22 protein-coding genes are annotated in these 25,838 nt (G+C 59.9%); 15 read left to right on the top strand and 7 right to left on the bottom strand.

Going from position 1 to position 25,838, the window contains the following annotated elements; all coding sequences use genetic code 11:
- Positions 1-64: 64 nt before the first annotated feature.
- Positions 65-1,681 carry an alkaline phosphatase family protein gene (locus tag KGB21_RS03205; RefSeq protein WP_223503516.1) on the bottom strand — a complete coding sequence of 539 codons (1,617 nt, stop codon included), beginning with the start codon at positions 1,679-1,681 and terminating at the stop codon, positions 65-67.
- A 328-nt stretch (positions 1,682-2,009) separates the two neighbouring features.
- Entirely contained in the window at positions 2,010-2,954 is a 945-nt protein-coding gene (locus tag KGB21_RS03200) for a LysR family transcriptional regulator (protein ID WP_223503514.1), read from the bottom strand.
- A gap of 166 nt (positions 2,955-3,120) precedes the next feature.
- Here KGB21_RS03200 and KGB21_RS03195 point away from each other — a divergent pair, with 166 nt between their 5' ends.
- The 12 genes from KGB21_RS03195 (at position 3,121) to KGB21_RS03140 (ending at position 15,574) form a co-directional block, all read left to right on the top strand.
- A complete protein-coding gene (locus KGB21_RS03195; protein WP_223503512.1) occupies positions 3,121-5,493 on the top strand; it encodes a TonB-dependent receptor in 2,373 nt (790 codons plus the stop codon).
- 23 nt (positions 5,494-5,516) lie between these two features.
- Positions 5,517-6,857 carry an aryl-sulfate sulfotransferase gene (locus KGB21_RS03190; protein WP_034148433.1) on the top strand — a complete coding sequence of 447 codons (1,341 nt, stop codon included), beginning with the start codon at positions 5,517-5,519 and terminating at the stop codon, positions 6,855-6,857.
- Positions 6,858-7,130: 273 nt separating this feature from the next.
- A complete protein-coding gene (locus KGB21_RS03185; protein WP_034148434.1) occupies positions 7,131-7,949 on the top strand; it encodes an energy transducer TonB in 819 nt (272 codons plus the stop codon).
- Positions 7,950-7,993: 44 nt separating this feature from the next.
- Positions 7,994-8,719 carry a MotA/TolQ/ExbB proton channel family protein gene (locus tag KGB21_RS03180; RefSeq protein ID WP_223503510.1) on the top strand — a complete coding sequence of 242 codons (726 nt, stop codon included), beginning with the start codon at positions 7,994-7,996 and terminating at the stop codon, positions 8,717-8,719.
- Between the two features lies 1 nt (position 8,720).
- A complete protein-coding gene (locus tag KGB21_RS03175) occupies positions 8,721-9,122 on the top strand; it encodes an ExbD/TolR family protein (RefSeq protein WP_034148436.1) in 402 nt (133 codons plus the stop codon).
- Positions 9,123-9,383: 261 nt separating this feature from the next.
- A complete protein-coding gene (locus KGB21_RS03170; protein WP_223503508.1) occupies positions 9,384-9,965 on the top strand; it encodes an alpha/beta hydrolase in 582 nt (193 codons plus the stop codon).
- A 56-nt stretch (positions 9,966-10,021) separates the two neighbouring features.
- Positions 10,022-10,945 (top strand): sigma 54-interacting transcriptional regulator, encoded by a 924-nt coding sequence (locus tag KGB21_RS03165; protein ID WP_223503506.1) that lies wholly within the window; start codon positions 10,022-10,024, stop codon positions 10,943-10,945.
- A gap of 249 nt (positions 10,946-11,194) precedes the next feature.
- Positions 11,195-11,977, top strand: a complete 783-nt coding sequence (locus tag KGB21_RS03160) for a MetQ/NlpA family ABC transporter substrate-binding protein (RefSeq protein WP_034148439.1) — start codon at positions 11,195-11,197, stop codon at positions 11,975-11,977.
- A gap of 634 nt (positions 11,978-12,611) precedes the next feature.
- A complete protein-coding gene (locus KGB21_RS03155; protein WP_034148440.1) occupies positions 12,612-13,277 on the top strand; it encodes an amino acid ABC transporter permease in 666 nt (221 codons plus the stop codon).
- The gene (locus KGB21_RS03150) at positions 13,258-13,917 is read left to right on the top strand and encodes an amino acid ABC transporter permease (protein ID WP_034148441.1); all 660 of its coding nucleotides are present in this window, start codon (positions 13,258-13,260) and stop codon (positions 13,915-13,917) included. The genes KGB21_RS03155 and KGB21_RS03150 overlap by 20 nt, the downstream gene beginning before the upstream one ends.
- Entirely contained in the window at positions 13,914-14,696 is a 783-nt protein-coding gene (locus tag KGB21_RS03145; RefSeq protein ID WP_223503505.1) for an amino acid ABC transporter ATP-binding protein, read from the top strand. Before KGB21_RS03150 ends, KGB21_RS03145 begins: the two co-directional genes overlap by 4 nt.
- Entirely contained in the window at positions 14,693-15,574 is an 882-nt protein-coding gene (locus KGB21_RS03140; RefSeq protein ID WP_034148443.1) for a transporter substrate-binding domain-containing protein, read from the top strand. The genes KGB21_RS03145 and KGB21_RS03140 overlap by 4 nt, the downstream gene beginning before the upstream one ends.
- A gap of 116 nt (positions 15,575-15,690) precedes the next feature.
- Here the strand turns inward: KGB21_RS03140 and KGB21_RS03135 are convergent, their stop codons facing one another.
- On the bottom strand, positions 15,691-16,887 hold the full coding sequence (locus KGB21_RS03135; RefSeq protein WP_223503503.1) for an AAA family ATPase: 1,197 nt from the start codon (positions 16,885-16,887) through the stop codon (positions 15,691-15,693).
- A 207-nt stretch (positions 16,888-17,094) separates the two neighbouring features.
- Here KGB21_RS03135 and KGB21_RS03130 point away from each other — a divergent pair, with 207 nt between their 5' ends.
- From KGB21_RS03130 to KGB21_RS03120, 3 genes are read left to right on the top strand one after another with little or no spacing between them, the layout of a single operon-like run.
- The gene (locus KGB21_RS03130; protein ID WP_034148445.1) at positions 17,095-18,198 is read left to right on the top strand and encodes an efflux RND transporter periplasmic adaptor subunit; all 1,104 of its coding nucleotides are present in this window, start codon (positions 17,095-17,097) and stop codon (positions 18,196-18,198) included.
- Complete coding sequence (locus KGB21_RS03125) at positions 18,195-19,262, top strand: efflux RND transporter periplasmic adaptor subunit (protein WP_034148446.1); 1,068 nt, start codon at positions 18,195-18,197, stop codon at positions 19,260-19,262. The genes KGB21_RS03130 and KGB21_RS03125 overlap by 4 nt, the downstream gene beginning before the upstream one ends.
- Positions 19,259-22,312: an efflux RND transporter permease subunit gene (locus KGB21_RS03120; RefSeq protein ID WP_034148447.1), complete on the top strand. Its 3,054-nt coding sequence runs from the start codon at positions 19,259-19,261 to the stop codon at positions 22,310-22,312. The genes KGB21_RS03125 and KGB21_RS03120 overlap by 4 nt, the downstream gene beginning before the upstream one ends.
- 60 nt (positions 22,313-22,372) lie before the next feature.
- On the opposite strand, the gene KGB21_RS03115 is transcribed toward KGB21_RS03120, so the two are convergent.
- The 4 genes from KGB21_RS03115 to KGB21_RS03100 all read right to left on the bottom strand — a co-directional run bounded on the left by KGB21_RS03115 (position 22,373) and on the right by KGB21_RS03100 (position 25,795).
- Positions 22,373-23,008 carry a class I SAM-dependent methyltransferase gene (locus KGB21_RS03115; protein WP_223503502.1) on the bottom strand — a complete coding sequence of 212 codons (636 nt, stop codon included), beginning with the start codon at positions 23,006-23,008 and terminating at the stop codon, positions 22,373-22,375.
- Between the two features lie 219 nt (positions 23,009-23,227).
- A complete protein-coding gene (locus KGB21_RS03110; protein ID WP_034148449.1) occupies positions 23,228-23,872 on the bottom strand; it encodes a methionine ABC transporter permease in 645 nt (214 codons plus the stop codon).
- Entirely contained in the window at positions 23,862-24,983 is a 1,122-nt protein-coding gene (locus KGB21_RS03105; protein ID WP_223503500.1) for a methionine ABC transporter ATP-binding protein, read from the bottom strand. The genes KGB21_RS03110 and KGB21_RS03105 overlap by 11 nt, the downstream gene beginning before the upstream one ends.
- A 2-nt stretch (positions 24,984-24,985) precedes the next feature.
- Positions 24,986-25,795 carry a MetQ/NlpA family ABC transporter substrate-binding protein gene (locus tag KGB21_RS03100; protein ID WP_034148451.1) on the bottom strand — a complete coding sequence of 270 codons (810 nt, stop codon included), beginning with the start codon at positions 25,793-25,795 and terminating at the stop codon, positions 24,986-24,988.
- Positions 25,796-25,838: the final 43 nt, after the last annotated feature.

Below are 25,838 nucleotides of genomic sequence, written 5' to 3'. Positions count from 1 at the left end.
GTTGAACACATTGGATGTGAACAACGCCAACCCCTGTAGGAGCTGGCTTGCCAGCGATGCTTTTTCACCACACGCCGATCGGCACCATTTTCTCGGTTTCCGGTTCACCATAGCGAAACCGTTGCCCACGCAAATCAATCTCCTGATGACTGATAGTGGTCCTGCGCTTCAACCCACGCACCCACTCAAACAAATACCCCGCATGCTCTTCCCGAACCGCGGCATACGCCGGGTCTGCACCCAGATCCCGCAACTCCTGCGGATCATTCAACAGATCAAACAACTGCGGCCGAAAGCCGTCGTACGTCAGGTATTTCCAGCGCTCGCTGCGGACCATGGTCATGCGGCAACGGTCAATCGGCTGTTGCAGCCGCTCCCGCGCCGGTGCTTGAAACGCATAGTCGTATTCGCTGATCGCAAAGCGGCGCCAGTCGGTGTTTGTGCCGTGCAGAAGCGGAATCAGCGAGCGTCCTTCAAGTCGATGTTCGGCACTTGGCAACCCCAACGCCTCAAGGAACGTCGGCAGTGCGTCAATGGTTTCCACCAGTCGCTCATCCACCGAACCACGCGTTGTATCCGCCGTCGGGCGCGGGTCGCGGACGATCAGTGGCACGCCTACCGCAGGCTCCAGCAGAAACTCTTTTTCCCCGAGGTAGTGGTCACCAAGGAAGTCGCCGTGGTCGCTGGTGAACACGATCAGGGTGTCATCCCAACGACCGCTGCTCTGAAGAAAATCGAACAGCCGCCCGAGCTGGTCATCGACCTGTTTGATCAGGCCCATGTACGTCGGGATCACATTCAAACGCACTTCATCCCTGGAGAAATTCAGGCTCTCCTCGTGCTGTCGAAACGCGTGGTACACCGGATGATCACTGGCCTCACCCTCGGCTGGACGCACCGGCTCGATCACGTGTTGCGCGCCATACAGCGCGTGATACGGCGCCGGAGCGATGTAGGGCCAGTGGGGTTTGATGTACGACAGGTGCAAACACCACGGCCGCTCACCCTGCTCGGCGATGAAGTCGAGGGCGCGGTCGGTGGTGTAGACGGTTTCCGAATGCTGCTCCGGAATGCGCGCCGGCAGATGGGCATTGCGCATTTTCCAGCCGCTGAGGATTTCGCCTTTATCGCCTTCGCCAGCGTTGGCCCAGTCGTGCCACGGATTGCGCCCGGCATAACCGAGGTCGCGCAGGTAGTGGGTGTAAGGCGCGGATTCGCGTTTGTCATCGAACAACGGGTCGTCGGGAAAGATGCCGTCATGCCGAAAAAACGGCTCGAATCCGACTTCGTTCAGCTCCGAAGCCTGTTCGCCAAGCGGGTCGATGGCCAGCCGTTCCAAAGCATCGAGATTAGGCGTGGCGTGGGTCTTGCCCACCAGCGCGGTGCGGATGCCGTGGGGGCGCAAATAATCACCGATGGTCAGTTCTTCCAGCGGTAACGGCACGGCGTTCCACGCGACTTGATGGCTGCTGACGTAGCGCCCGGTATAGGCCGACATCCGCGACGGTCCGCAGATCGTGCCCTGGGTGTAAGCACGGCTGAAACGCACGCCGGCAGCGGCCAGACGATCGATGTTCGGCGTGTGCAAATGCGGGTGGCCGTAGCACGACAGGTAATCGCGGCGCAGTTGATCGCACATGATGTACAGCACGTTGCGCACGGGGTTTGGGGTGTTGGGCATGGGGTTCACCGATCAAAAGACAGGCGAGGTTTTTCGCTGGTGGGGCGGGGTTGAGGCAAGTGCGTTTGGGGAATGGTTTTTATGCACGGGGTGCATCGTTGTCTGGGCCGACGCCATCGCTGGCAGGCCAGCTCCCACAGTTTTTTGTGTTGATCACAGATTATGGGTTCACACCGATCCACTGTAGGAGCTGGCTTGTCAGCGATGGCGGTAGATCAGACAGCAAAATTTTCCAGCGAACACACCTCAAACAGATTCGATGGTGCTCACAAATTATGTGCCCACCACAGAACCTTGTGGGAGCTGGCTTGCCAGCGATGAGGCCAGCTCAGACGGCAAAATTCTCCAGCGAACACACCTCTTCATCCAGCGCATCCACCTCCTTGATCTGCGCAATCATCGCCTCGGCCAACGGTGACAATCGATACCCCGCGCGGCTGACAATCCCGTAGCGGGTGTACAACTCCTCCAGGTCATCGGCCAGCCCATCGATCTTCAAACGCACCAGTTCACCCCTGGCGTTATGCAGCGCATCGGAGTATTCGCCGACGATGCCGATCGCGTCCGAACGCATCACCACGCCAAGCAGGCTGTAGCTGCTTTCACATTCCACGTTGGGCGTGAAATCCGGCCGTCCGCTGAGATCGACGATGACTTTGCGCAGGTTCGGCGGGCGGATGGTGACGGCCATCGGATAGCTCATCAACTCGGCGGCACTGACGCTTTCACGACCCGCCAACGGATGCCCGGCGCGGCAGCAGAAATGCCATTTGCGTGGGCGCAGGCGCTGGGTCAGGTAGTCCGGATCGGCTTCGAACTGACGCGTGTCGGCGACAAAGAATTCGAACTCTTCGCTCAGCAGGCGCTTGCTCAGGCTTTGCCAGTCATCCACCTGAAATTGCACCCGCGCCTTGGGGTAGCGGCCAATGAAACAGCCGATGGCCCTGGGGATCAATCCTGCCGCCGGCGCCGGGCCGCAGCCGAAGCGCAACTCGCCGGCCTCCAGGCCATTGAACTGGCTGATCTCGTTGGCCATCTGCTGCGCGCCGCTGACCAGCCGTCGCGCGTGTTCGAGCAACACCAGGCCCTGTTTGGTCGGCGCCAGATCCTTGCGCCCGCGATCCACCAACTGACAACCGACGCTGTGCTCCAGCGCCTGAATGCTGCGACTGAACGCCGACTGCGACAGGTTCACGGCCGTGGCACCCGCGACGAAGCTGCGCTGATCGGCGAGGGCGATGAAGTGGCGGAGCTGGCGCAAGTCGATATGCATTTTTCACATCAAAAATATCGGGGAAATGCATTGGCTATGCATTAGGTCGTTTCCTTATAAAGGCAATCTCTTATGCAGTAAATCTTTGTAAAAACATAAATAAATAACTTTAAAGAATATGCACTGCTGAAAAGTCGCTGTGTGTTTTTTGCCCAGGAGCCGCCTCATGAGTCCGTTGAACCTTGCGTCACCCCTCACACCCCGACGGCTCAAGCGCCTGCCTCTGGCCCTGATGCTGGCCGGGTGCGCCAGTTGGACCCAAGGCTACGCGGCCGAGACGGCCACCCCGGAAGAGGTACCGGCAAAAACCGCATCGGGCCAGGCAAAGACTGACGGCGCGCAGCTGGAAACCGTGACCGTAACCACCCGCCGTCGCGAGGAAAGTTCGCAGGAAGTACCGACCCCGATGAGCGTGGTCAGCGGTCAGGCGCTGGAAACCCAGCGGGTTTATCGCATCCAGGATCTGCAGCAACTGGTACCCAGCGTCAACGTCGCCTACATGCATGCGCGCCAGTCCAGCGTGTCGATCCGTGGCCTGGGCAACAACCCGGCTAGCGATGGCCTGGAGGGCAGCGTCGGGCTGTACATCGACAACGTCTACCTCGGCCGGCCGGGCATGGCGGTGTTCGACTTGATGGACATCGAGCAGCTCGAAGTGCTGCGCGGTCCGCAAGGCACGTTGTTCGGCAAAAACACCACGGCTGGCGTGATCAATATCAGCACGCGGGCGCCGACGTTCACCCCGGAGCGCAGCATCGAAACCTCGGTGGGCGAGGACGGTTACTTCCAGACCAAGGGCACCCTTTCCGGCCCGTTGAATGACGAACTCGCCGGTCGTTTCTCCGCTTATCGCACCCGCAGTGACGGTGACATCAAGAACGAATACGACGGCCATGACTTGAACGGCGGCTCGCGCGATGGCTTCCGTGCGCAGTTGCTGTTCAAGCCGAATGAAACGTTCAACTTGCGCTGGATCGGCGACTACAACGAAGAGGATTCCAGCGCCGGCACCCGCGTGTTGTACGACACCGGGCCGACCATCAATGGCGTCAACCTCTACCAGTCCCGGGCTGCGGCAGCGGGGGCCACGCTGGTCAATGGCACGCACCGAAAGGTCAATCTGAACGACGAACAACACGTCACCGTGCACCAGGGCGGTACGTCGGTCGAGGCCAATTGGACGCTGCCGAGTGACTTCACCCTGACGTCGATCAGCTCCTACCGCTGGTGGAATTTCACCCCGCGTAACGACGACGGCTTGAACGTCTCGTCAACGTACAACGCCGGGGTCTCGGTGGAAGACAAACAGTACTCGCAGGAATTTCGCCTGGCCTCGCCTACAGGCGGGTTCTTCGACTACGTGCTCGGCGCCTACTACTTCGGCAACGACCTGGACAACAAGTCCTTCGCTTATTACGGCCCGCAAGCCGACATTTGGAGCGGCACGCCAGCGGGCGCATTGGCCAACGTGAACAGTGTCGGCAAAGGCCACATTAAAACCGACAGCTTCGCCCTGTTTGCCCAAGGCACCTGGCACCTCACCGAACGGCTGGACTTCACCGCTGGTATACGCGGCACCTACGAAGAGAAAAACGCCTGGGTCAACCGCAATGCGCCAGAGGGTGGTGTGGCGGTGACCGGCGCGGCCGCTACGGCCAGACGCGGGCGCGCCGGGGCTTACGACTCCGGTGATTTGAATCAGTACAGCTCCAGCCCTTCGGGTCTGCTGAACCTCAGCTACCACTTCAATGAGAATCTGCTCGGCTACGCCACCCTGTCCCACGGCGAGAAATCCGGCGGCGTGAACCTCGCCGTCGGCACCGCCCCGGTCGCCGGCGCCGACTCGCTGCTGATCGGCACCGAGCGCGCCAACAACGCTGAACTCGGTTTCAAAAGCACACTCTGGGATCGTCGCCTGCAGCTTAACGCCAACGTGTTCTGGACCCAGGTCAACGGCTATCAAACCAACGCCTACGACGACGTCAACCGCGTGCAATACCTGACCAACGCCGGTTCCGTGCGTTCGCGTGGCGTTGAGTTCGAAAGCACGCTGATCCCGTTGCGTGGCCTGACGCTGAACTTCAACGGCTCGTACAACGACGTCAGCTACCTCTCCTACAAAGATGCGCCATGCCCGCCGGAAGTCAGCCTGGCGCCGGGCGCTCCAGCCTCTTGCGACCTCACCGGCCACCAGGTGGTTGGCGCTTCGAAATGGATCGGCAACGCCAACGGCGAATACAAATGGAACCTGAGTAACGGTCTCGAAGAGTACGTCACCGGCAGCTACGCCTTCCGTTCGAAAGCCGTAGGCACGGTGGAGGACTCCGACTACGGCCAGATCCCGAGCTACGCCGTGGTCAACCTGTCCACCGGCCTGCGCGGCGACTTCAAACAGGGGCAGTGGGACGTCTCGCTGTGGCTGAAAAACGCCTTCGATAAAACCTACTACACGACGCTCTGGACCGCCGCCAACGGTGGCTACGAAGGCTTGCTCGGCACGCCACGGACCCTGGGCGTGACCGGTCGCTACGACTTCTGATCAGACATTCAAGGAGCACCATTATGTTGAGCATCAAAGCGGCTTTGCCGGTGTTGTTCGGCGCGGTAATCAGCGCCGGGGCCTTCGCGGCGCCCAGTGTTTATCCCACCGGCGTCACTCGATACGACCCGGCCAAGGCCTTTAACCAGTACGTGATTTTCAGCGGCGCCGACAAGCAGACCCATCTGATCGACATGAACGGCAACGAAGTGAAATCCTGGCCCCAGGCGGGTTTCCCTTCGGCGATCATCGACCCGAAACTGGTGGGTGGCGAGCGCGGTCATGTGTTGCTGCAACTCGGCGACAAGGACCCCGGCAAGCTCGGTTCGGCCGGCAATGGCCTGGGCAATCAGAGCATCGGCGAGCTGGACTGGAACGGCAAAGTGGTCTGGCAGTGGGGCGACAAGGCACCCGGCGGTGCAGCGCAGCAACACCATGATCAGCGTCGTTTGAGCAACGGCAACACCGTGGTGCTGGCGAACAAGGTGCACAAGGTTGCCGGGTTCAAAGTCCCCGAAGTTATCGACGACGCCATCTACGAAGTCAGCCCCAAGGGCGAAGTGAAATGGCAGTGGCTGGCGTCCGAGCACCTCGATGAATTCGGCTTCACGGCCGAGCAACTGAAACTGGTATACGCCAGCAACGACCCGGACTACCTGCACATCAACAACCTCAGCCTCGTGGGGCCGAACAAGTGGTTCGACGCGGGCGACAAACGCTTCAGCCCGGACAACCTGCTGATCGATTCGCGCAACGCCAACTTCATCGCAATCATCGACAAGCACAGCGGCAAAGTGGTCTGGCGCCTCGGCCCGAACCTGCCGCTGATCAACCCGAAAACCGCGCAAAAACTGCCGCGTCCGGTGGATCAGTTCGTCGGTCAGCATGACGCTCACATCATTCCCGCCGGCCTGCCGGGTGCGGGCAATTTGCTGGTGTTCGATAACCAGGGTTCGGCGGGTTATCCGTCCGTCACGTTGGGGCTGATTTCCGGCTCGCGGGTTTTGGAAATCGACCCGCTGAAAAACGAAATCGTCTGGCAGTACAGCGCCGCCAATTCGAAGCAACCAGGGTGGGCGTTTTACAGCTCGTTCATCAGCAGCGCCCGGCGTTTGCCGAACGGCAATACGTTGATCGATGAAGGCATGAACGGGCGGTTTTTCCAGGTGACGGCCAGCGGTGAAAACGTCTGGGAATACCTCAGCCCTTATCTGGGCAAAGCGCCGGGCAGCGACGCCGTCAGCAACTGGGTCTACCGCGCGCTGCCAGTGAGTTACGACTGGGTTCCGAAGGATACGCCGCGCTCGGAAACGGCGGTGATCGCGCCGGCAGTTGGCGTGCAGCAGACCAACGCCAGTCGCTGATGACGCCGCCGGTGCGCCGAAAACCATGCTCTGCGGGAATATTTTCAATGCCTTAAAAGCATGTGTTTTCGCTCACTTGGCCGGAGCCCTTACGGGCCAAGGCCTGCAGCGAATCGAATGTTTCGATTATTCGTTATTGATCTAAACATAACGTTAAAGATTACTTTAAGAGATAAGCGTCTAGCTCAATGATTAACCCATCGATACGTCGTTCGGGGGATGTCGGGTTCGGCGTATCGGGTCATTCGCAAAGAGACCGCAGGGAGTAAATCAATGGGCAATGTCCAGACCGCTGCCAGCGCACACGAGGTGCTTTGGCGCCAGGCGCCAGGTGGCGAGTTGGTCGACCTCGGGCGGGCACACCGCGTGCCCTTGGGCCAGCTGCGCTTGCAGCGTGTGCCCAAGGGCATCCTGAGCCGACGCGAAACGATCCTGCTCGGTGTGCTGGCGTTGCTGGTGCACGGCGCGGTGATCTACTGGGTCAATCAGCAGCCGACCAAAGCCTTGCCGATCGTGCCGCCGGAAATTCCGCCGATGACCATCGAGTTTTCGCGTCCGGCGCCGCCCGTGGTCGAACCACCGCCACCGGTACCGCCGCCTCCACCACCGCCGGTGGTCGAGCCGCCGCCGCCCGTGGTGGACGAATTGGCAGCAAAACCGGCGCCGCCAAAACCGATTCCCAAGCCAAAGCCGATCGTTAAACAAGTGCCGAAACCAGCGCCAAAAGCAGTCGAGCAACCGCCCGCACCGCCACAACCGGCAGCGCCTGTCGCAGCTCCGGCGCCACCTGCACCACCGGCGCCCGCGCCAGTGACGCCGGCTTCGGCCAACGCCGCGTACCTGAAAAACCCGGCGCCGGAATACCCGTCGCTGGCCCAGCGTCGCGGTTGGGAAGGCACGGTATTGCTGCGCGTGCATGTACTCGCCAACGGCAAGCCCGGCGAGATCCAGATTCAGAAAAGCAGTGGCCGCGAGGCGCTCGATGAGGCGGCATTAAGTGCTGTGAAACGCTGGAGTTTCGTGCCCGCCAAGCAGGGCGATGTCGCCCAGGACGGCTGGGTCAGCGTGCCCATCGATTTCAAGATTCATTAAACCGAAACCTAATTCGCGCGAAACGTTTACACGAGGAATTCACCATGACGTTATTGGCATCTCCACTCGAATCCATCGAAAGCGCGGTGATCTGGCTGCTGGTGGTTTTTTCTGTCGCCACTTGGGGCCTGGCATTGCTCAAGGGTGTGCAGTTCGGTCGGTTGAAAGCTCAAGACCGAAAATTTCATAAGCAGTTTTGGGCTGCTTCCAGTCTGGATTCGGCGGCTGAGCTAGCCGAAACCCAGCCCGGCGCTGCAGCGCGGGTGGCACAGGCCGGTTATGCGGCGATCCAGGTGGGCGAGGCGCCACAGGCTGCGGACTTGAGCCAGGCGATCAATCATCAGGATCGCCTTGAGCGGGCCTTGCGCCAGCAGATCGTGCGCGAACGCCGCTCGCTGGAAACCGGGCTGGCGGTGGTCGCGAGTATTGGCAGTACGTCGCCGTTCATTGGTTTGTTCGGCACGGTGTGGGGAATCATGGAGGCGTTGAAAGGCATCAGCGCAGCGGGCTCGGCGAGCCTGGAAACAGTCGCCGGGCCGATTGGCGCGGCGTTGGTCGCCACCGGTGTGGGTATCGCCGTCGCGGTGCCGGCAGTGCTGGTTTACAACTACTTTTTGCGCCGTTTGAAGTTGACGGCGGCGGACCTGGATGACTTCGCCCACGACTTCTACAGCCTGGCACAGAAGAGTTCGTTCCGCGTGTTGATCCACCCGACGGCGCACAAAGTCACGGCATCGGGCAACGCGCAGAAAGTGAAGGAGGCATCCTGATATGGCCTTCTCCACGCAAGACAGTGATGAGGTGCTGAGCGAGATCAACGTGACACCGCTGGTGGACGTGATGCTGGTGCTGTTGGTGGTGTTCATCGTCACCGCGCCGCTGCTGACCAATGCGATCCCGATCAACCTGCCCAAGACCGAAGCCGTGGCGCCGGTGGAGCAGAAGGACCCGCTGGTGGTGAGCATCGACGGGGCCGGCAAGCTGTTTATCAACAAGGATGAAATCCAGCCGGATTTGCTGGAATTCAATCTACAGGCGGCCAAGGCCAAGGACCCGGAAGTACGGGTGCAATTGCAGGCCGACGATGGGGTGAATTACGGCGAAGTGGCTCGGGCCATGGCGTCCATTGAGCGGGCAGGGATCACCAAATTGTCGGTGATCACCGCGCGCTGACAAATTTTCGATTTTCCGGGGCCGTCTCCTTGGCAGGGTGCGGCCCCTTTTTTATTCCGGCCAGACACAAAACCTGTAGGAGCTGCCGCAGGCTGCGATCTTTTGATCTTTTTAAAAGCAAGATCAAAAGATCGCAGCCTGCGGCAGCTCCTACATTGTTATTCGATATAGGTCTTAATAAATAGCTTCTTATTCCTTAACGAATATAAATCCCGTCCCTATACTCGATCAGGAACAGACACGCAGCAGGAGAGCTCACCCATGCGCAACGAATCAATTCGCTACCTGATCGTGCCGGGCTGGCAAGGATCGCCGGAAGATCATTGGCAAAGCCACTGGCAGAACAGCCTGCCGAACAGCGCACGGGTGGAGCAGGACGACTGGCTGACGCCGCGTCGTGAAGACTGGGTGGCGGCATTGGCCGAGGCGATTGCCGCCGACAGCACCCCCGTCATCCTGATTGCCCACAGCTTGGGTTGCATCACCGTCGCGCATTGGGCGGCTACCGCGCCTGTGCAGTTTTTGCGTCAGGTACGCGGTGCGTTGCTGGTCGCTCCGGCGGACGTCGAACGCCCGGCCTGCGCGCCAGCCCTGCGCAATTTCGCACCGATTCCTACGGATCTGCTGCCATTCCCCAGCCAGGTCGTCAGCTCCGACAACGACGCCGCCGTCAGCGCGCCGCGGGCTCTGGAGCTGGCACGTAACTGGGGCGCGGAAGCGGGGATCCTGGCGGGTGCCGGGCATATCAATGTGAAGTCGGGTCATCAGCGTTGGGAGCAGGGTTTTGCCTATCTCTATCGTCTGCAAAACCGCATGGAACACCACGCCCTGCGCCGCGCCTGAATCTATTATTTCTTTCAACGCCCCCGTCGTTCGGCGGTTTTGGGCGGGAGCCTGCCATGAGTTTTGAAACCTTCGGCCAGCCACTGCTGACCTTTCCCGACGCTGAAAAAAGCCCCCTGAGCATCCGCGCCAAGGCGCTGGTTTTCGTAGATCCGCGCTCGCGGCAATTGCGTCAGGAGCTGGAGCAACTGGCGCCGCGTTCGATCTCGGTGCTGATCCGTGGTGAAACCGGCAGCGGCAAGGAACTGTTGGCGCGGCACATCCATCGCGCCAGCGATCGCGGCGGATTGTTCGTCTCGGTCAATTGCGGCGCGATCAGCCCGACCTACGCCGATGCCGAATTGTTCGGCTATGCCGCCGGCAGTTACAGCGGCTCGGCCAGCAGTCGCGCCGGCTGGTTCGGTTCGGCCAACGGCGGCACGTTGTACCTGGATGAGATCGGCGACCTGCCGCTGCCGATCCAGATCAAATTGCTTGCCGCTCTGGAAAACCACGAAGTGACGCGCGTCGGTGCGCATCAGCCGAGCCCGGTGGATGTGCGGCTTGTCGCGGCCACCAGCATCGACCTGGCCCAGGCTGTCGCTGCCGGCAAATTCCATGAGCGGCTCTATCACTACCTCAGCGAAGGCCAGCTCGAACTGCCGGCCCTGCGCGAGCGGGTGGGCGACATCCTGTCGCTGGCCGAATACTTCCTCGGCATCTACAGCCAGCGACTGGATCTGCCAGTGCCGCTGATCAGCGAGGCTGCGCAAGCAGTGCTGGAGCGACACAGCTGGCCGGGCAATACCCGCGAGCTGGAAAATGTCATTCATTTTGCGTTGCTGGTGAGTACCGGCGACGAGATCCTGCCGGAGCATTTGAATTTGCCGGATGAAGGTCTGGCGCAGATCGAACAGCAGCTCAAGCGGATTCTCGCCAATGGCTCAACCGCCGATAAACAAGCCCTAAAGCAAATTCTCAAAAACACCGGCCTCCTGTAGGAGCAAGCTTGCTCGCGATTGGGCCTCCGCGGTTTTTCTGTTCAGACGCCATCGCTGGCAAGCCAGCTCCTACAGGGAATGCGCGAGCTAGAGCGGAATGAACAAAATGGAATATGAAAGTGAATAAAAGATATTGTTCGGGAATATAAAATCCCGGTATTGTCCGCTCCACGCCGGCGATAGCACTTCGCTGGCACTTAATATCTAGCCGTCGCCACAAGCGACTGTGATTTTCGATAAGGACACTGCATGAAAAAGGTTCTGTTGTTCACCGCACTGGCGGCTGCCCTGACTGCGGGCCTGGCCCAGGCTGGCGAGAAACTGGTGGTCGCGGCGACCCCGGTTCCACACGCCGAGATTCTTGAACTGATCAAGCCAACCCTCGCCAAAGAAGGCGTGGACCTGGAAATCAAAGTCTTCACCGACTACGTTCAGCCTAACGTGCAGGTCGACCAGAAGCGTCTGGACGCCAACTACTTCCAGACCCTGCCGTACCTGAAAAGCTTCAACGAAGGTAAAGGCACTAATCTGGTGACCGTGATCGGCGTTCACGTTGAACCGTTCGGTGGCTACTCGAAGAAAGTCAAAACCCTGGCCGAGCTGAAAGACGGCGCGACCATTGCCATTCCTAACGAAGGCAGCAACAGCGGCCGTGCCCTGATCCTGCTGCAGAAGGCTGGCCTGATCGAGTTGAAAGACCCGAAAAACGCGTTGGCTACGCCGAAAGACATCGCCAAGAACCCGCACAACTTCAAGTTCAAGGAACTGGAATCGGCCATGCTGCCGCGCGTGCTGGATCAAGTTGACCTGGACATGATCAACACCAACTACGCGCTGGAAGCGGGTCTGAACCCGGCTAAAGACGCGCTGGTGATCGAAGGTGCAGATTCGCCTTACGTGAACTTCCTGGTGGCTCGCCCTGACAACAAGGACAGCGCCGCCATCCAGAAACTGGCCAAAGCCTTGACCAGCCCGGAAGTGAAAGCATTCATCGAGAAGAAGTACAGCGGCGCGGTACTGCCGGCGTTCTGATTCGCGAGGTAAACCCCTTCAAGGTTTCCAACGCCGACGGCTGATGCAGCGTCGGCGTTTTTTTGTGTATCGATAATCTGTGGCGAGCGAGCTTTTTGTGGCGAGCGAGCTTGCTCGCGCTGGGTTGCGAAGCGACCCCAAAACATGTGTATGCGGTAGGTGATACAAGCCGCGTTGCCTGGGTTTGCGACTGCTGCGCAGCCGAGCGGGAGCAAGCTCCCTCGCCACAAAAAACCGACCTCATTCACTGATGAAATTCAGGCCACCCTGGCCTTCAACGCCCGGCGCAGCGCCACCAATAACTTCACGATGTCCTGCGGATTCATCGGTTGCAGCACTTTTGCATCTGCCATGTTCTCGTCCTTGTGAGTGATCGGCCGGGGGAGTCTGGCCAAAAGCGGTCCGTCCTTGGAGGGGCAAATCGAAAAAAAGATCCTTCCTACGGCGCAAAGGAAAATAGTCGTCTTCCGTCGCCTCGGCAAATGCCCGGGATAGTTTTTTGCGTGATATCAATATGCTTTAACGGTATTTAAATTATGATTTTTATACCTTTAAAGTTGGTGCTTGCCGGACCGTTATCCATGGCCCGTGGACTGCACCACCGTCGCTTACCGAGCGGCATCCAGGATGTTCAATGAACTTCGATTACGCATTTATCCTCAGCACCCTGCCGGCGTTTCTCAAGGCCGTGGGCGTGACACTGCAGGTCGGATTTATCGCCATCGGCACCTCGTTGTTGGTGGCGCTGATCAACGCGACGATTCTGGTGTTCCGTACGCCTTACTTGCAGCGGCTGGTTGGCCTCTATGTCGAATTGGCCCGCAACACACCGCTGCTGATCCAGTTATTCTTCGTCTATTTCGCCTTGCCTGCGTTGGGCATCAAGGTTTCGGGTTTTGCCGCGGCAATCATCACCATGACCTTCCTCGGCGGCGCTTATCTCACTGAAGTGCTGCGTGCCGGCGTGGACGCCGTGCCTCAGGCGCAACTCGAGTCCGGTCGTTCCATCGGCCTGTCCCACGGGCAATTGCTGCGTTACGTGATCATGCCGCAGGCCGGCATCCTCAGTTTGCCGTCGCTGTTTGCCAATTTCATTTTCCTGCTCAAGGAAACCACCGTGGTCTCGGCGGTGGCGGTGCCGGAAATTTTGTACACCACCAAGAGCTACATCGCCCTCTATTACAAAACCTACGAAATGCTCGCCGTGCTGACGCTGATTTGCGTGCTGCTGTTTTTGCCGCTGTCGCTGTTGCTCAGCCGTCTGGAAAGGAGGCTCCAGCATGGCCAGTTCGGGTCTTGAGTTGTTGTGGGTGTCGTTGCCGCAACTGGGCAGGGGCGCGGCGCAAACCCTGTCGATTTCATTTTTGAGCATCGCCATCAGCACCGTCGGTGGTGTGCTCTACGGCGTGTTGCGCACGCTGAATGTGACGTGGCTGAACGCAATCCTGCGGGTCTATCTGGAACTGTTTCGGGCGATCCCGGTGCTGGTCTGGTTGTATTTGCTGTTCTTCGGTTTGCCGATTTTCTTTGGCCTGAGCATTCCGAGCTTCTGGTGCGCGGTGCTGGTGCTGTCGCTGTGGGGCGCCAGTGAAGTCGGCGAGGTGGTGCGCGGTGCGTTGCATTCGTTGCCGCGCGGGCAGCGTGAAGCCGGGCTGTCGATTGGTCTGAGCGACCCGCAACTCTACGGCTACGTGCTGCTGCCGCAAGCGCTGAAACGCATGACGCCACCGACCATCAACGTCTACACACGAATCATCAAGACCAGTTCCCTGGCGGTGCTGATCGGTGTGGTGGACGTGATCAAGGTCGGCCAGCAGATCATCGAACGCACCTACGAATCTGTGCTGATCTACGGCGCGCTGTTTCTGTTTTTCTTTTTCATTTGCTACCCGTTGTCGGCCGCCTCGCGCGTGCTGGAACGGCGCTGGACGCAAGCATGAGCGCATTGATCGAGTTCAAGGGTTTCAACAAGTTTTTCGGTGAGCATCAGGTGCTCAAAGACATCGACCTGAGCGTGAGGCCGGGCGAAGTCATCGTCATCCTCGGCCCCAGCGGCTGCGGCAAAAGTACATTGCTGCGTTGCCTCAATGGTCTGGAAGTCGCCCACGGCGGCAGCCTGAAATTCATTGGCCGAGAGCTGCTGAACAAGTCCACCGATTGGCGCGAAGTGCGCCAGCAGATCGGCATGGTGTTCCAGAACTATCACCTGTTCCCGCACATGAGTGTGCTCGACAACCTGTTGCTCGGCCCGGTCAAAGTGCAAAAGCGTGATCGCCGCGACGCCCGCGCCCAGGCTGAAGCGTTGCTCGAACGCGTGGGCCTGCTGGACAAGCGCGATGCGTTTCCAAGACAGCTCTCCGGCGGCCAGCAACAACGTATCGCCATTGTCCGTTCGCTGTGCATGAACCCCAAGGTCATGCTCTTCGATGAAGTCACCGCCGCCCTTGATCCGGAGATGGTCAAGGAAGTGCTGGAAGTGATTCAGGGTCTGGCCCGTGAGGGCATGACCCTGCTGATCGTCACCCACGAAATGGCCTTCGCCCGCGCCGTGGCCGACCGCATCGTGTTCATGGATGCCGGGCGAATCCTTGAGCAAAACCCTCCCGAGATTTTCTTTACGAACCCGCAAACCGCACGAGCGCAGCAGTTCCTGGAGAAGTTCTCCTACGTCGCCGCACTACCCAAAACGACTCAAACAAAGGAACTGGAACTGCCATGAAAACTGCCAAGTCTTCACTCTTGCTTCTGCCACTGCTGGGCCTTGCACTGCTGGCCGGCTGCAACAAAACCGAAGAGCCCGCCAAGCCGAAAGTTGCCAGCGAAAGCACGGCGCCAGCCAGCTATCTGGAAAAGATCAAGGCGCGGGACAAACTGATCGTGGGCGTCTTCACTGACAAGCCGCCGTTCGGTTTTGTCAATGAAGCCGGGCGCTACGTCGGTTTCGATACCGACATTGGCCGCCAGTTTGCCAAGGACCTGCTGGGCGATGAAAACAAGGTCGAGTTCGTTGCCGTGGAACCGGCAAGCCGTATTCCGTTCCTGCAAAGCGACAAGGTCGATCTGATCCTGGCCAACATGACTGTCACGCCGGAGCGCAAGGAAGCGGTGGAATTCACCAACCCTAACCTCAAGGTCGCCGTTCAGGCATTGGTGCCGCAGGACAGCGCGGTGAAAAACCTCGATGACCTGGCGACCCGCACGACCATCGTCACCACCGGCACCACCGCCGATATCTGGCTGACCAAGAATCATCCGGACTGGAAACTGCTGAAGTTCGAGAAAAACTCCGAGTCCCTGCAAGCCCTGGCCAACGGTCGTGGTGATGCCTATGCACAAGACAATCTGGTGCTGTTCAGCTGGGCCAAGCAGAACCCTGGCTACCGCGTGCTGAGCCAGACCCTGGGCGCTGAAGCGCCGATCGCGCCGGCGGTGAAAAAGGGCAACATCGAACTGCGCGACTGGGTGAACGCCGAGTTGGCGAAGTTGGGTGAAGAGAAATATCTGCTCAAGCTGTACGACCAATACGTGCGTAAAGAGCTGAGCGATGACACCAAGCCTGAGAGCGTGATTGTCGAGGGTGGGAAGTGGCAGGGGTGACTCTCTAGTTTTTGTATCGATTTTTCAGCCGTCATCGCCAGCAAGCCGGCTCCTGCAGGGATCACCTCAATCCTGTAGGCGCTGGCTTGCCAGCGATTGGATTTCTCGGGCACCGCCTAATCCGGCCAATACCACGCCGGCTCATCCAGCATCCGCTGCCCGACGATCCCGGTCTGGCCGAGGTTTTTCTCCAGCACAATGCAATTGCATTGCGGATCTTGCTGCAACGCCGAAATCAATCGCCGCGCGTGGGACACCACCCACACCTGACACTCTCCGGACGCGCGGATGATCAAGCGTGCCAGCGCCGGCAGCAGGTCCGGATGCAGGCTGGTTTCCGGTTCGTTCAGCACCATCAATGTCGGTGGTCGAGGCGTCAGCAGCGCCGCTATCAGCAGCAAGTAACGCAAGGTCCCGTCCGACAATTCCGCCGCCGACAACGGCCGCAACAATCCTTCCTGATAAAACTCGATCGCAAAGCGTCCGCCCGCCAGCGGCTCGATATGCAGTCGTGCGCCGGGAAAAGCGTCGCTGATCGCGTTCTGCAATGCCTCGGGGTCGCCGATTTCGATAATGGTCTGTAACGCTGCCGCCAGGTCTCTGCCGTCGTGGTGCAGCACCGGCGTGCGCGTACCCAGTTGTGGCTGACGCACCGGTGCATCGGCGTCGCTGCGAAAGTGATCGTAGAAGCGCCAGCGGCGGATGAACTCACGCGTCTCCAGCACCTCCGGCGAGTTACGCAGGCTGCCGACCTGATCGAACAGGCTGTCGAAATTCGGCGTGTGTTGTGCCAGCACGTCCCAGCTACGGTCGGCGCGCGCACGGATCAGCGGGCCGTCACGGTCCACCAGCAGGCTCGCCGGACGATAGAAGGGCCCGGCCCATAAACACTCGCGCTTGATTTGTGGGTCGAGGCTGAAACGTGACGGAATAGGGGCGCTGTACCCGGGCAACATGAAATGACCGTTGGAATCGGGGAGCCCAAGGCTGATCGAGTAACCGAAGTCTTCCCCGTTAAACCCTAACCGCAGGCGCTTAACCCCGTGTCGTACCGTCGCTTCGATTGGCACTTCACCGTTGTGCATGCGCCGGGTGATGGTTTCCGGACCGGCCCAGAAGGTCGAATCCAGTCCACCCTCACGGGCCAACGCATTGACCACGCCGCCCTGAGCGGTTTCTGCCAGCAGACGCAAAGCACGGTAGAGATTGGATTTGCCGCTGCCATTGGGGCCAGTGATCAGGTTCAGCCGACCCAGCGGGATCACCAGTTTGTTGATTGAGCGATAATTGGCCACCGCGAGGGTTTTAAGCATGGAAGACGTTCTCTGTGACCCGCATAGATAGCGGAGCATTGTAGGAGCTGCCGCAGGCTGCGATCTTTTGATCTTGATCATTTAAATACAAAAGATTGCAGCCTTCGGCAGCGCATACAGAGGAAATGGCAAATTTGCGTGGGCGAAGGTTAAAGCCTGTTCTAAGCTGACAGACGAATCGCGCCCGTTAAACGCAAAGGAGTCTGCATGGCTGGTCCCGGATTGAAAATTGCGCTTGGCCTGAGCCTCCTGGCTTTGCTGAGTGCTTGTGAAAAAGAACAACCGGTCGAGAAGGACCGGCCACGGGTCTTCGTGCAAGAGGTCAAGCCGGCCGAGTACGCCGCCAACATCACGCTGACCGGCGATGTGCAGGCAAGGGTGCAGACCGAACTGTCGTTCCGCGTTGGCGGCAAGATCATCCAGCGTACGGTGGATGTCGGTGACCGGGTTTCGGCCAAGCAGGTGCTTGCCCGTCTTGATCCCAAGGACCTGCAAACCAACGTTGACTCGGCGCTGGCTCAGGTTGTCTCCGAGCAGGCCAAGGTCAAGCAGAACGCCGCCTCCTTCGTACGCCAGCAAAAACTGCTGCCCAAGGGCTATACCAGCCAAAGCGAATACGATTCCGCCCAAGCCGCATTGCGCAGCAGTCAAAGCTCGCTGGCGGCGGCCCAGGCGCAATTGGCCAACGCCCGTGAGCAATTGAGCTACACCGCGTTGATCGCCGATGCGCCGGGTGTGATCACGGCGCGGCAGGCCGAGGTTGGCCAGGTCGTGCAGGCCACGGTGCCGATTTTCAGCCTGGCCCGGGACGGTGAGCGGGACGCAGTGTTTAACGTCTACGAATCGCTGTTGGCCGAGCCGCCGTCTGATAGAGCGGTGGTGGTCAGCCTGCTGGATAATCCGGCGATCAAGACTACCGGGACCGTTCGGGAAGTCACCCCGGCCGTCTCCGAGCAAACGGGTACGGTGCAGGTCAAAGTCACTCTCGACGGGTTGCCCCAAGGCATGCAGTTGGGCTCGGTGGTGAGTGCCACCGCCAATACCCGGGGTAAATCTGCCGTGGAACTGCCGTGGTCGGCGCTGACGAAAAATGTCAGCAAGCCGGCGGTGTGGATGGTGGACGGTGAGGGCAAGGCGCAATTGCACGACGTTACGGTGGGCCGCTACCTGACCGGTAAAGTCATCATCAGCGCCGGCCTGACGGGTGGCGAAAAAGTCGTCGTCGCTGGCGGCCAGTTGCTGCACCCCGGGGTGAAGGTGGAGATCGCCGAAAACACCTACAAGGAACTGTCCGAGGGGGCTCAGCCATGAAGCGTCTTTTACTGCTTTTGGCCGGTGTGATGCTGGTGGCCTGCTCGAAAAAAGAACCGCCGCCTGAGCCGATTCGTCCCGTGCTGTCGATCAAGGTCGAGGCGCTGGGCGAGCAAAACCTCGGGCGCTTCGCCGGTAGCATCCAGGCCCGATACGAATCCAACGTCGGTTTCCGGGTGCCGGGACGTATTGCCAGCCGCAGCGTGGATGTCGGTGCCGAAGTCGAGAAGGGTGCTTTGCTCGCTACGCTCGACCCCACCGACCAGCAGAACCAGTTGCGCTCGGCCGAGGGCGATCTGGCGAGTGTCCAGGCGCAATTAATCAATGCCCAGGCCACCGCCCGGCGCCAGCAACAATTGTTCGATCGTGGCGTGGGTTCGCAGGCGCAACTGGACGCCGCGCAGACGGACTTGAAAACCACTCAGGCCTCGCTCGATCAGGCCAAGGCTGCTGTCAGCCAGGCCAAGGACCAACTCAACTATGTTGAATTGCGCTCCGATCACAAGGCCGTGGTGACGGCGTGGAATGCCGAAGCCGGGCAAGTCGTTACCGCCGGCCAGCAGGTGGTGACCCTGGCGCAACCGGACATCAAGGAAGCGGTGATCGACCTGCCCGACACCCTGGTCGATCAATTGCCCCCAGGCGTGGTCTTCCAGGTCGCCTCACAACTGAACCCGGACATCGCCACCACGGCCACCGTACGTGAAATCGAACCCCAGGCCGAAAGCGCAACCCGCACCCGGCGCGCGCGCCTGACCCTGAGCGAAACACCGACCGCGTTTCGCCTCGGTACGGCAATCAGCGTGACCTTGAGCTCGGCGATCACGCCGCGTATCGAACTACCCTTGAGCGCATTGCAGGAGGTCGATGGCAAAGCGCGCATCTGGATCGTCGACACGCAGGCGCAAACCGTATCCCCACGAGACGTCAGCATCGTCAGTCGTACCGACACTACGGTGGTGGTGGCCAATGGGGTGAAGTCCGGCGAACGAATTGTCAGTGCCGGTGTGAACAGCCTCAAACCGGGGCAAAAAGTGAAAGTCGATGAGGGCAGCCCGCAATGAAAGGGAGTTTCAACTTATCCGAATGGGCGCTCAAACATCAGTCGTTTGTCTGGTATTTGATGTTTGTCTCTCTGCTGATGGGCGTGTTCTCGTACATCAACCTGGGCCGCGAGGAAGACCCGTCGTTCACCATCAAGACCATGGTGATACAGACTCGCTGGCCCGGTGCGACTCAAGAGGAAACCCTCAAGCAGGTCACCGACCGTATCGAGAAAAAACTCGAAGAGCTTGATTCCCTCGATTACGTGAAAAGCTACACCCGCCCCGGCGAATCCACGGTCTACGTGTACCTGCGCGACACCACCAAGGCCAAGGACATTCCGGAAATCTGGTACCAGGTGCGCAAGAAGATCACCGACATTCGCTACTCGTTCCCCCAGGGTATTCAGGGGCCGTCGTTCAACGACGAGTTCGGCGACGTGTTCGGTTCTATCTATGCCTTTACCGCTGACGGCCTGTCGATGCGCCAGTTGCGAGACTACGTTGAGCAGGCACGTGCCGATATCCGGGGTGTGCCGGGGTTGGGCAAGATCGAGATGATCGGCCAGCAGGACGAAGTTCTCTACCTGAACTTCTCGACCCGCAAACTGGCGGCGCTGGGTATCGACGAACAGCAAGTCGTACAAAGCCTGCAAACCCAGAATGCCGTAACTCCGGCCGGGGTGATCGAGGCCGGTCCCGAGCGGATTTCCGTGCGCACTTCCGGGCAGTTCATCTCCGAGAAGGATCTGGCCAACGTCAACTTGCGGCTCAATGATCGCTTCTATCGTCTGGCCGACATTGCCGATATCCGCCGTGGCTACGTCGACCCGTCGACGCCGGAGTTTCGCTACAACGGCCAGCAAGCCATCGGTCTGGCCATTGCCATGCAAACGGGCGGCAACATCCAGGCCTTTGGCAAGGCACTGCATCAGCGCGTGAGCGAACTGACGGCCAATCTGCCGGTGGGCGTTGGCGTGCACAACGTGTCCGACCAGTCTGTCGTGGTGGAAGCAGCCGTCGGTGGCTTTACCAGCGCGCTGTTCGAAGCCGTGGTGATCGTGTTGGTGGTCAGCTTCATCAGCCTCGGCGTGCGCGCCGGGCTGGTGGTGGCGTGCTCGATCCCGCTGGTGCTGGCGATGGTCTTCGTCTTCATGGAATACAGCGGCATCACCATGCAGCGGATTTCCCTCGGCGCGTTGATCATCGCCCTCGGCCTGCTGGTGGATGACGCGATGATCACGGTCGAGATGATGGTCTCGCGGCTGGAACTGGGCGATACCAAGGAGCAGGCGGCAACTTTTGCCTATACCTCCACGGCGTTCCCGATGCTCACCGGGACCCTGGTGACTGTCGCCGGCTTCGTGCCGATTGGCCTGAACGCCAGCTCGGCCGGCGAGTACACCTTCACCCTGTTTGCGGTGATCGCCGTGGCCATGCTCGTTTCGTGGATTGTCGCGGTGTTGTTCGCCCCGGTGATCGGCGTGCACATCCTCAGCGCCAAAGTGAAGCCGCACTCGGCTGAGCCGGGGCGTCTGGGGCGGGCCTTCAACAGTGGCCTGCTGTGGAGCATGCGCAACCGCTGGTGGGCGATCGGCTTCACCGTTCTGCTGTTCGCGCTGTCGGTAGTCGGCATGCGTTTTGTGCAGAACCAGTTCTTCCCGTCCTCGGATCGCCCGGAAATCCTCGTGGACCTGAACCTGCCGCAGAACGCCTCCATCGATGAGACCCGCAAGGCTGTGGACAAGCTCGAAGCGACGCTCAAGGGTGACCCGGATATCGTGCGCTGGAGTACTTACGTCGGCCAGGGCGCGATTCGTTTTTATCTGCCTCTCGACCAGCAACTGCAGAACCCTTACTACGCGCAACTGGTGATCGTCGCCAAAGACTTTGAAACGCGCGCAGCGCTCAGCGATCGCTTGCGTGAGCGTTTGCGCAAGGACTTCGTTGGCATCGGCAGTTTCGTGCAAGCGCTGGAAATGGGTCCACCCGTGGGGCGGCCGATCCAGTACCGCGTCAGCGGCCCGGACATCGATCAGGTGCGCAAGCACGCGATCGATCTGGCCAGCCAACTGGACAAAAACCCGCACATCGGCGAAATCATTTTCGACTGGAACGAGCCAGGCAAGGTGCTGCGCATCGACATCGCCCAGGACAAGGCGCGGCAACTTGGTTTGTCGTCCGAAGACGTGGCGAACCTGATGAACAGCATCGTCAGCGGCTCGACGGTGACTCAGGTCGACGACGACATTTACCTGATCAACGTGGTCGGCCGCGCCGTGGATGCCGAGCGCGGTTCGCCGGAAACCCTGCAAAACCTGCAGATCCTCACCCCGGGCGGCACCTCGATTCCGCTGCTGGCGTTTGCTTCCGTGCGCTACGAACTGGAGCAACCGCTGGTGTGGCGCCGCGACCGCAAACCGACGATCACCATCAAGACCGCAGTGGTCGGTGATATTCAGCCGACCGATCTGGTGACACTGCTCAAGCCGGATATCGAAAAATTCGCCGCGGCGTTGCCGGCAGGGTACAAGGTCGCCACGGGCGGTACGGTGGAGGAAAGCGCCAAGGCCCAAGGGCCGATTAACCAGGTCGTGCCGTTGATGGTGTTCCTGATGGCCACCTTCCTGATGATTCAGTTGCACAGCGTGCAGAAGATGTTCCTGGTGGCCAGCGTCGCGCCGCTGGGCTTGATCGGCGTGGTGCTGGCGCTGGTGCCCACCGGAACGCCGATGGGCTTCGTGGCGATCCTCGGCATCCTCGCACTGATCGGCATCATCATCCGCAACTCGGTGATCCTGGTGACCCAGATCGAGGAGTTCGAGGCTCAAGGGTCTTCACCGTGGGATGCCGTGGTGGAAGCCACAGAACATCGTCGGCGACCGATCCTGCTGACCGCCGCGGCGGCGAGCCTGGGCATGATCCCGATTGCCCGGGAAGTGTTCTGGGGGCCGATGGCTTACGCGATGATTGGCGGGATCATTGTCGCCACGCTGCTGACGCTGCTGTTTTTGCCGGCGTTGTATGTGGCCTGGTACAGGATTCGCGAGCCTAAGAAAGAGTCTGCATAGCCTAAAAGCAAAAGATCGCAGCCTCTGTAGGAGCTGCCGCAGGCTGCGATCTTTTGATCTTCAACCGATATCGGCGCGACGCCAGACACTCGCCAACCAAGGCTGCTGCTCCCGTGGCAGCCCCGCCGGCCGGTAGTAATGCTCCAGCTCCTCAAATCCCGCCTCGGTCAGCAACTGCTGCCACGCCTGAAGATCGTGATACGCCCCATAGCGCGGCCCGTTCCAGCCTTCCTGATTCTCGCCACGAGGATTGGAACTGAACAGCACACCACCTGGCTTCAATGCCTCGCGCAATTCCTTCAACACCCGAGGCAATTCCTGGCGCGGGATGTGAAACAGCACCGCATTGGCGAAAATCCCGTCAAAGCGTTCGGCCGGAAGATCGAGTTTCAAAAAATCCTGCTGCCAGACTTCGCAACCACTGTCCTCACGGGCCATTTGCGCAAACTTCTCCGAACCGTCGAGGCCGACAGCCTTGTGGCCCGTGCGGGTGAACGTTTGCAGGTCACGACCGGGCCCGCAACCAAAGTCGAGAATGTCGAACGGCGCCTTACCCTGAATATGCCGCAACAGCGCATCAATGTTCTGGCTGACATCGTGATCGCGCGTCCCTTCGCGAAAACCTTCTGCCACCGAGTTGTAATGGCCCAGGGTGGTGGAAGTGATTTGGTCGAGATCGGCGGGGGTTTGTTTCATGGTCGGCTGCGCAGGCAATTGGGATTTGCCGAATATACGCCATGAGAATTGTGGCAGTGCAATCTGTGGCGAGGGAGCTTGCTCCCGCTGGGCTGCGAAGCAGCCCCAAAACCATCAATGACGTGTGTCAGAGAAATTTATGTGTCTGGTTTTGCGATTGCTGCGCAATCGAGCGGGAGCACGCTCCCTCGCCACAAAGGCTCCTGACGCACCAAGGATCTAGCGCTTGTTCAATCCCCGAGCCAACCGATCCCCACCCAACTGAATCACCGCCACCAACGCCACCAGCAACACAATCACTGTCAGCATGATCTGGCTATCAAACCGCTGGTACCCGTATCGATACGCAATGTCCCCCAGCCCACCGGCACCGATCGCTCCGGCCATGGCCGACGAGTTGATCATGGTCACCAGCGTAATGGTGAACCCACCGACAATCCCCGGCAGCGCTTCCGGCAACAGCACATGCCAAACGATATGCCCACGCCGGCAACCCATGGCTTGCGCCGCTTCGATAAGTCCGTGATCGACCTCGCGCAGACTGACTTCGGCAATGCGCGCAAAGAACGGCGTCGCCGCGATGGTCAATGGCACCACGGCGGCCCACACACCGTACGTGGTGCCGACAATCAACCGGGTGAAGGGAATCAACGCCACCATCAAAATCAGAAACGGAATCGAGCGGAACAGGTTCACGAACGCACCCAATACGCGGTTCAGCGCCGGCGCTTCATAGATGCCGCCCTTGGAGCTGGTGACCAGGATTACAGCCAACGGAATGCCCGCCAGCAGCGCGATCAGCGACGACACACCAACCATCAAGAACGTATCGATGAAGCCTTGCAGCAAACGATCAAACCACATAACCCAGCACCTCCACCTTTTGCGCCCATTGCCCGGCGCGTTGACGCAACTCTTCGGCGCCAAGGGTCGACCCCGTCACGGCCAGCAGCAGTTGCCCGAGGGCGTGGCCCTGAATCCGTTCGACGCCACCTTGCAGCAAGCGCACTCGGCCTCCGAGGGCGCTGAACAGGGCGGCGACGTCGGGTTCGTCGTGCGCTGTCCCGGTGAATTGCAGGCGCAGCACGACGGCATCATCCGGGGACTTGGGTTGAGCCTGCAAACGACTTTGCAGCTCTGACGGCAGCGCATGCTGCAACGGCGCGAGCAAGGTCTTGCTGACCTCATGCTGCGGGTTGCCAAAGACTTCCCACACTGGGCCTTGCTCGACGATTCGCCCATGTTCAAGGACAACGACGCGATCGCAGATTTCGCGGATCACCGCCATCTCGTGGGTGATCAAAATGATGGTCAAGCCCAGGCGTTGATTGATCTCGCGCAGCAGGCCGAGGATCGATTGTGTGGTTTCCGGATCCAGCGCCGAAGTGGCTTCGTCGCAAAGCAAAATCGCCGGGTCGTGGACCAGTGCGCGGGCGATGCCGACGCGCTGTTTCTGCCCGCCGGACAGTTGCGCCGGGTAAGCCTTGTGTTTGCCTTGCAGGCCGACCAGTTCCAGCAGTTCGCGGACTTTCTGCTCGCGTTTTTCCTTGGGCACACCGGCGACTTTCAGCGGCAATTCGACGTTCTGCCAAACCGTCTTGGCCGACATCAAATTGAAGTGCTGAAAGATCATGCCGATGCGTCGACGCAGCGCCACCAAGCGATCTTCATCGAACTCGCCGATGTCGACCTGATCGATCAACACGCGCCCAGACGTCGGTTGTTCGAGACGGTTGATGGTGCGGATCAGCGACGACTTGCCCGCACCACTGCGGCCGATGATGCCGAACACTTCGCCACGCTGGATCGCCAGGTCGATGCCTTGCAGGGCGGCGACCGGGCCTTGCTGGCCTTCGTAGGTTTTGCCCAGGCCGATGAAGCGCACGTGGGCACGATTGAGCTCTGGGTGCAGCTCGGTCTGTTCAGCATTCCTGTGCTCTGGAATGTCCAGTCGCCGTTGCGTGGCCGCCGTCATCCTCAGCTCTCCCAACCAGCTTGGTAGAGCTTGCCGTGGGCTTTATCCAGCGCGGCGCGAACGGCCGGCGAGTGTTGGTAGATGTCGACGAACTTGATCAGGCGCGGGTCGGTTTTGCTTTTCGGCTGGATCACGAACTGAATCACGTACTCCTTGTGATCAAGGCCGTCGAACAGCAGGGCAGAGCCGGCATCAAAGGTCTTCGCCAAGCGGATATAGGCCGGGTAGCCCTGGACCAGATCGGCATCGTCATAAGCGCGTACCAGTTGCACCGCTTCGACCTGCAGGATTTTGATTTTCTTCGGGTTGGCGATGATGTCTTCTTCGGTGGCTTTGTAGCCCACGCCCGGTTTGAGCGTGATCAGGCCAGCCTTGGCCAACAGCTGCAAACCACGACCGCTGTTGATCGGGTCGTTGGCGATGGCGACGCTCGCGCCTTGCGGCAGTTCGTCGAAGCTTTTGTATTTCTTCGAGTAGAGGCCGACGTTGTTGATGATCCCCGGTGCGAAGGGCACCAGGTCAAACCCGGAGGCGTTCTTGGCGTTTTCCAGGAAGGGGATGTGCTGGAAGTAGTTCACGTCAATGTCGCCGGCGGCGAGGCTGACGTTGGGCGCGATCCAGTCGGTGAACTCGACGAGCTCGACTTTCAGGCCTTGTTTGCCGGCTTCTTCGACTGCCGCTTCCAGAGGAATGGCGAAGGCGGCGGTTGTGCCGATTTTCAGTGGCGCATCGGCGGCAAAAACCGCAGAGCTGAACAGGCCGAGGGCCAGGGCCAGTGCTTTGACTGGGTGAGAGAGGTAGTTCTTGGTCATGATGTTTATTCCAGTCAGTGCATAAATTTGGGGTGTTTGTTAG

Origin of the sequence: Pseudomonas sp. GL-RE-29, assembly GCF_019947275.1 — a bacterium.
In the GTDB taxonomy this organism is placed as follows: Bacteria; Pseudomonadota; Gammaproteobacteria; order Pseudomonadales; family Pseudomonadaceae; genus Aquipseudomonas; species Aquipseudomonas fluorescens_A.
Note: the sequence above shows the minus strand (reverse complement) of the source record. Positions and strands in the feature narration are given on the sequence as shown.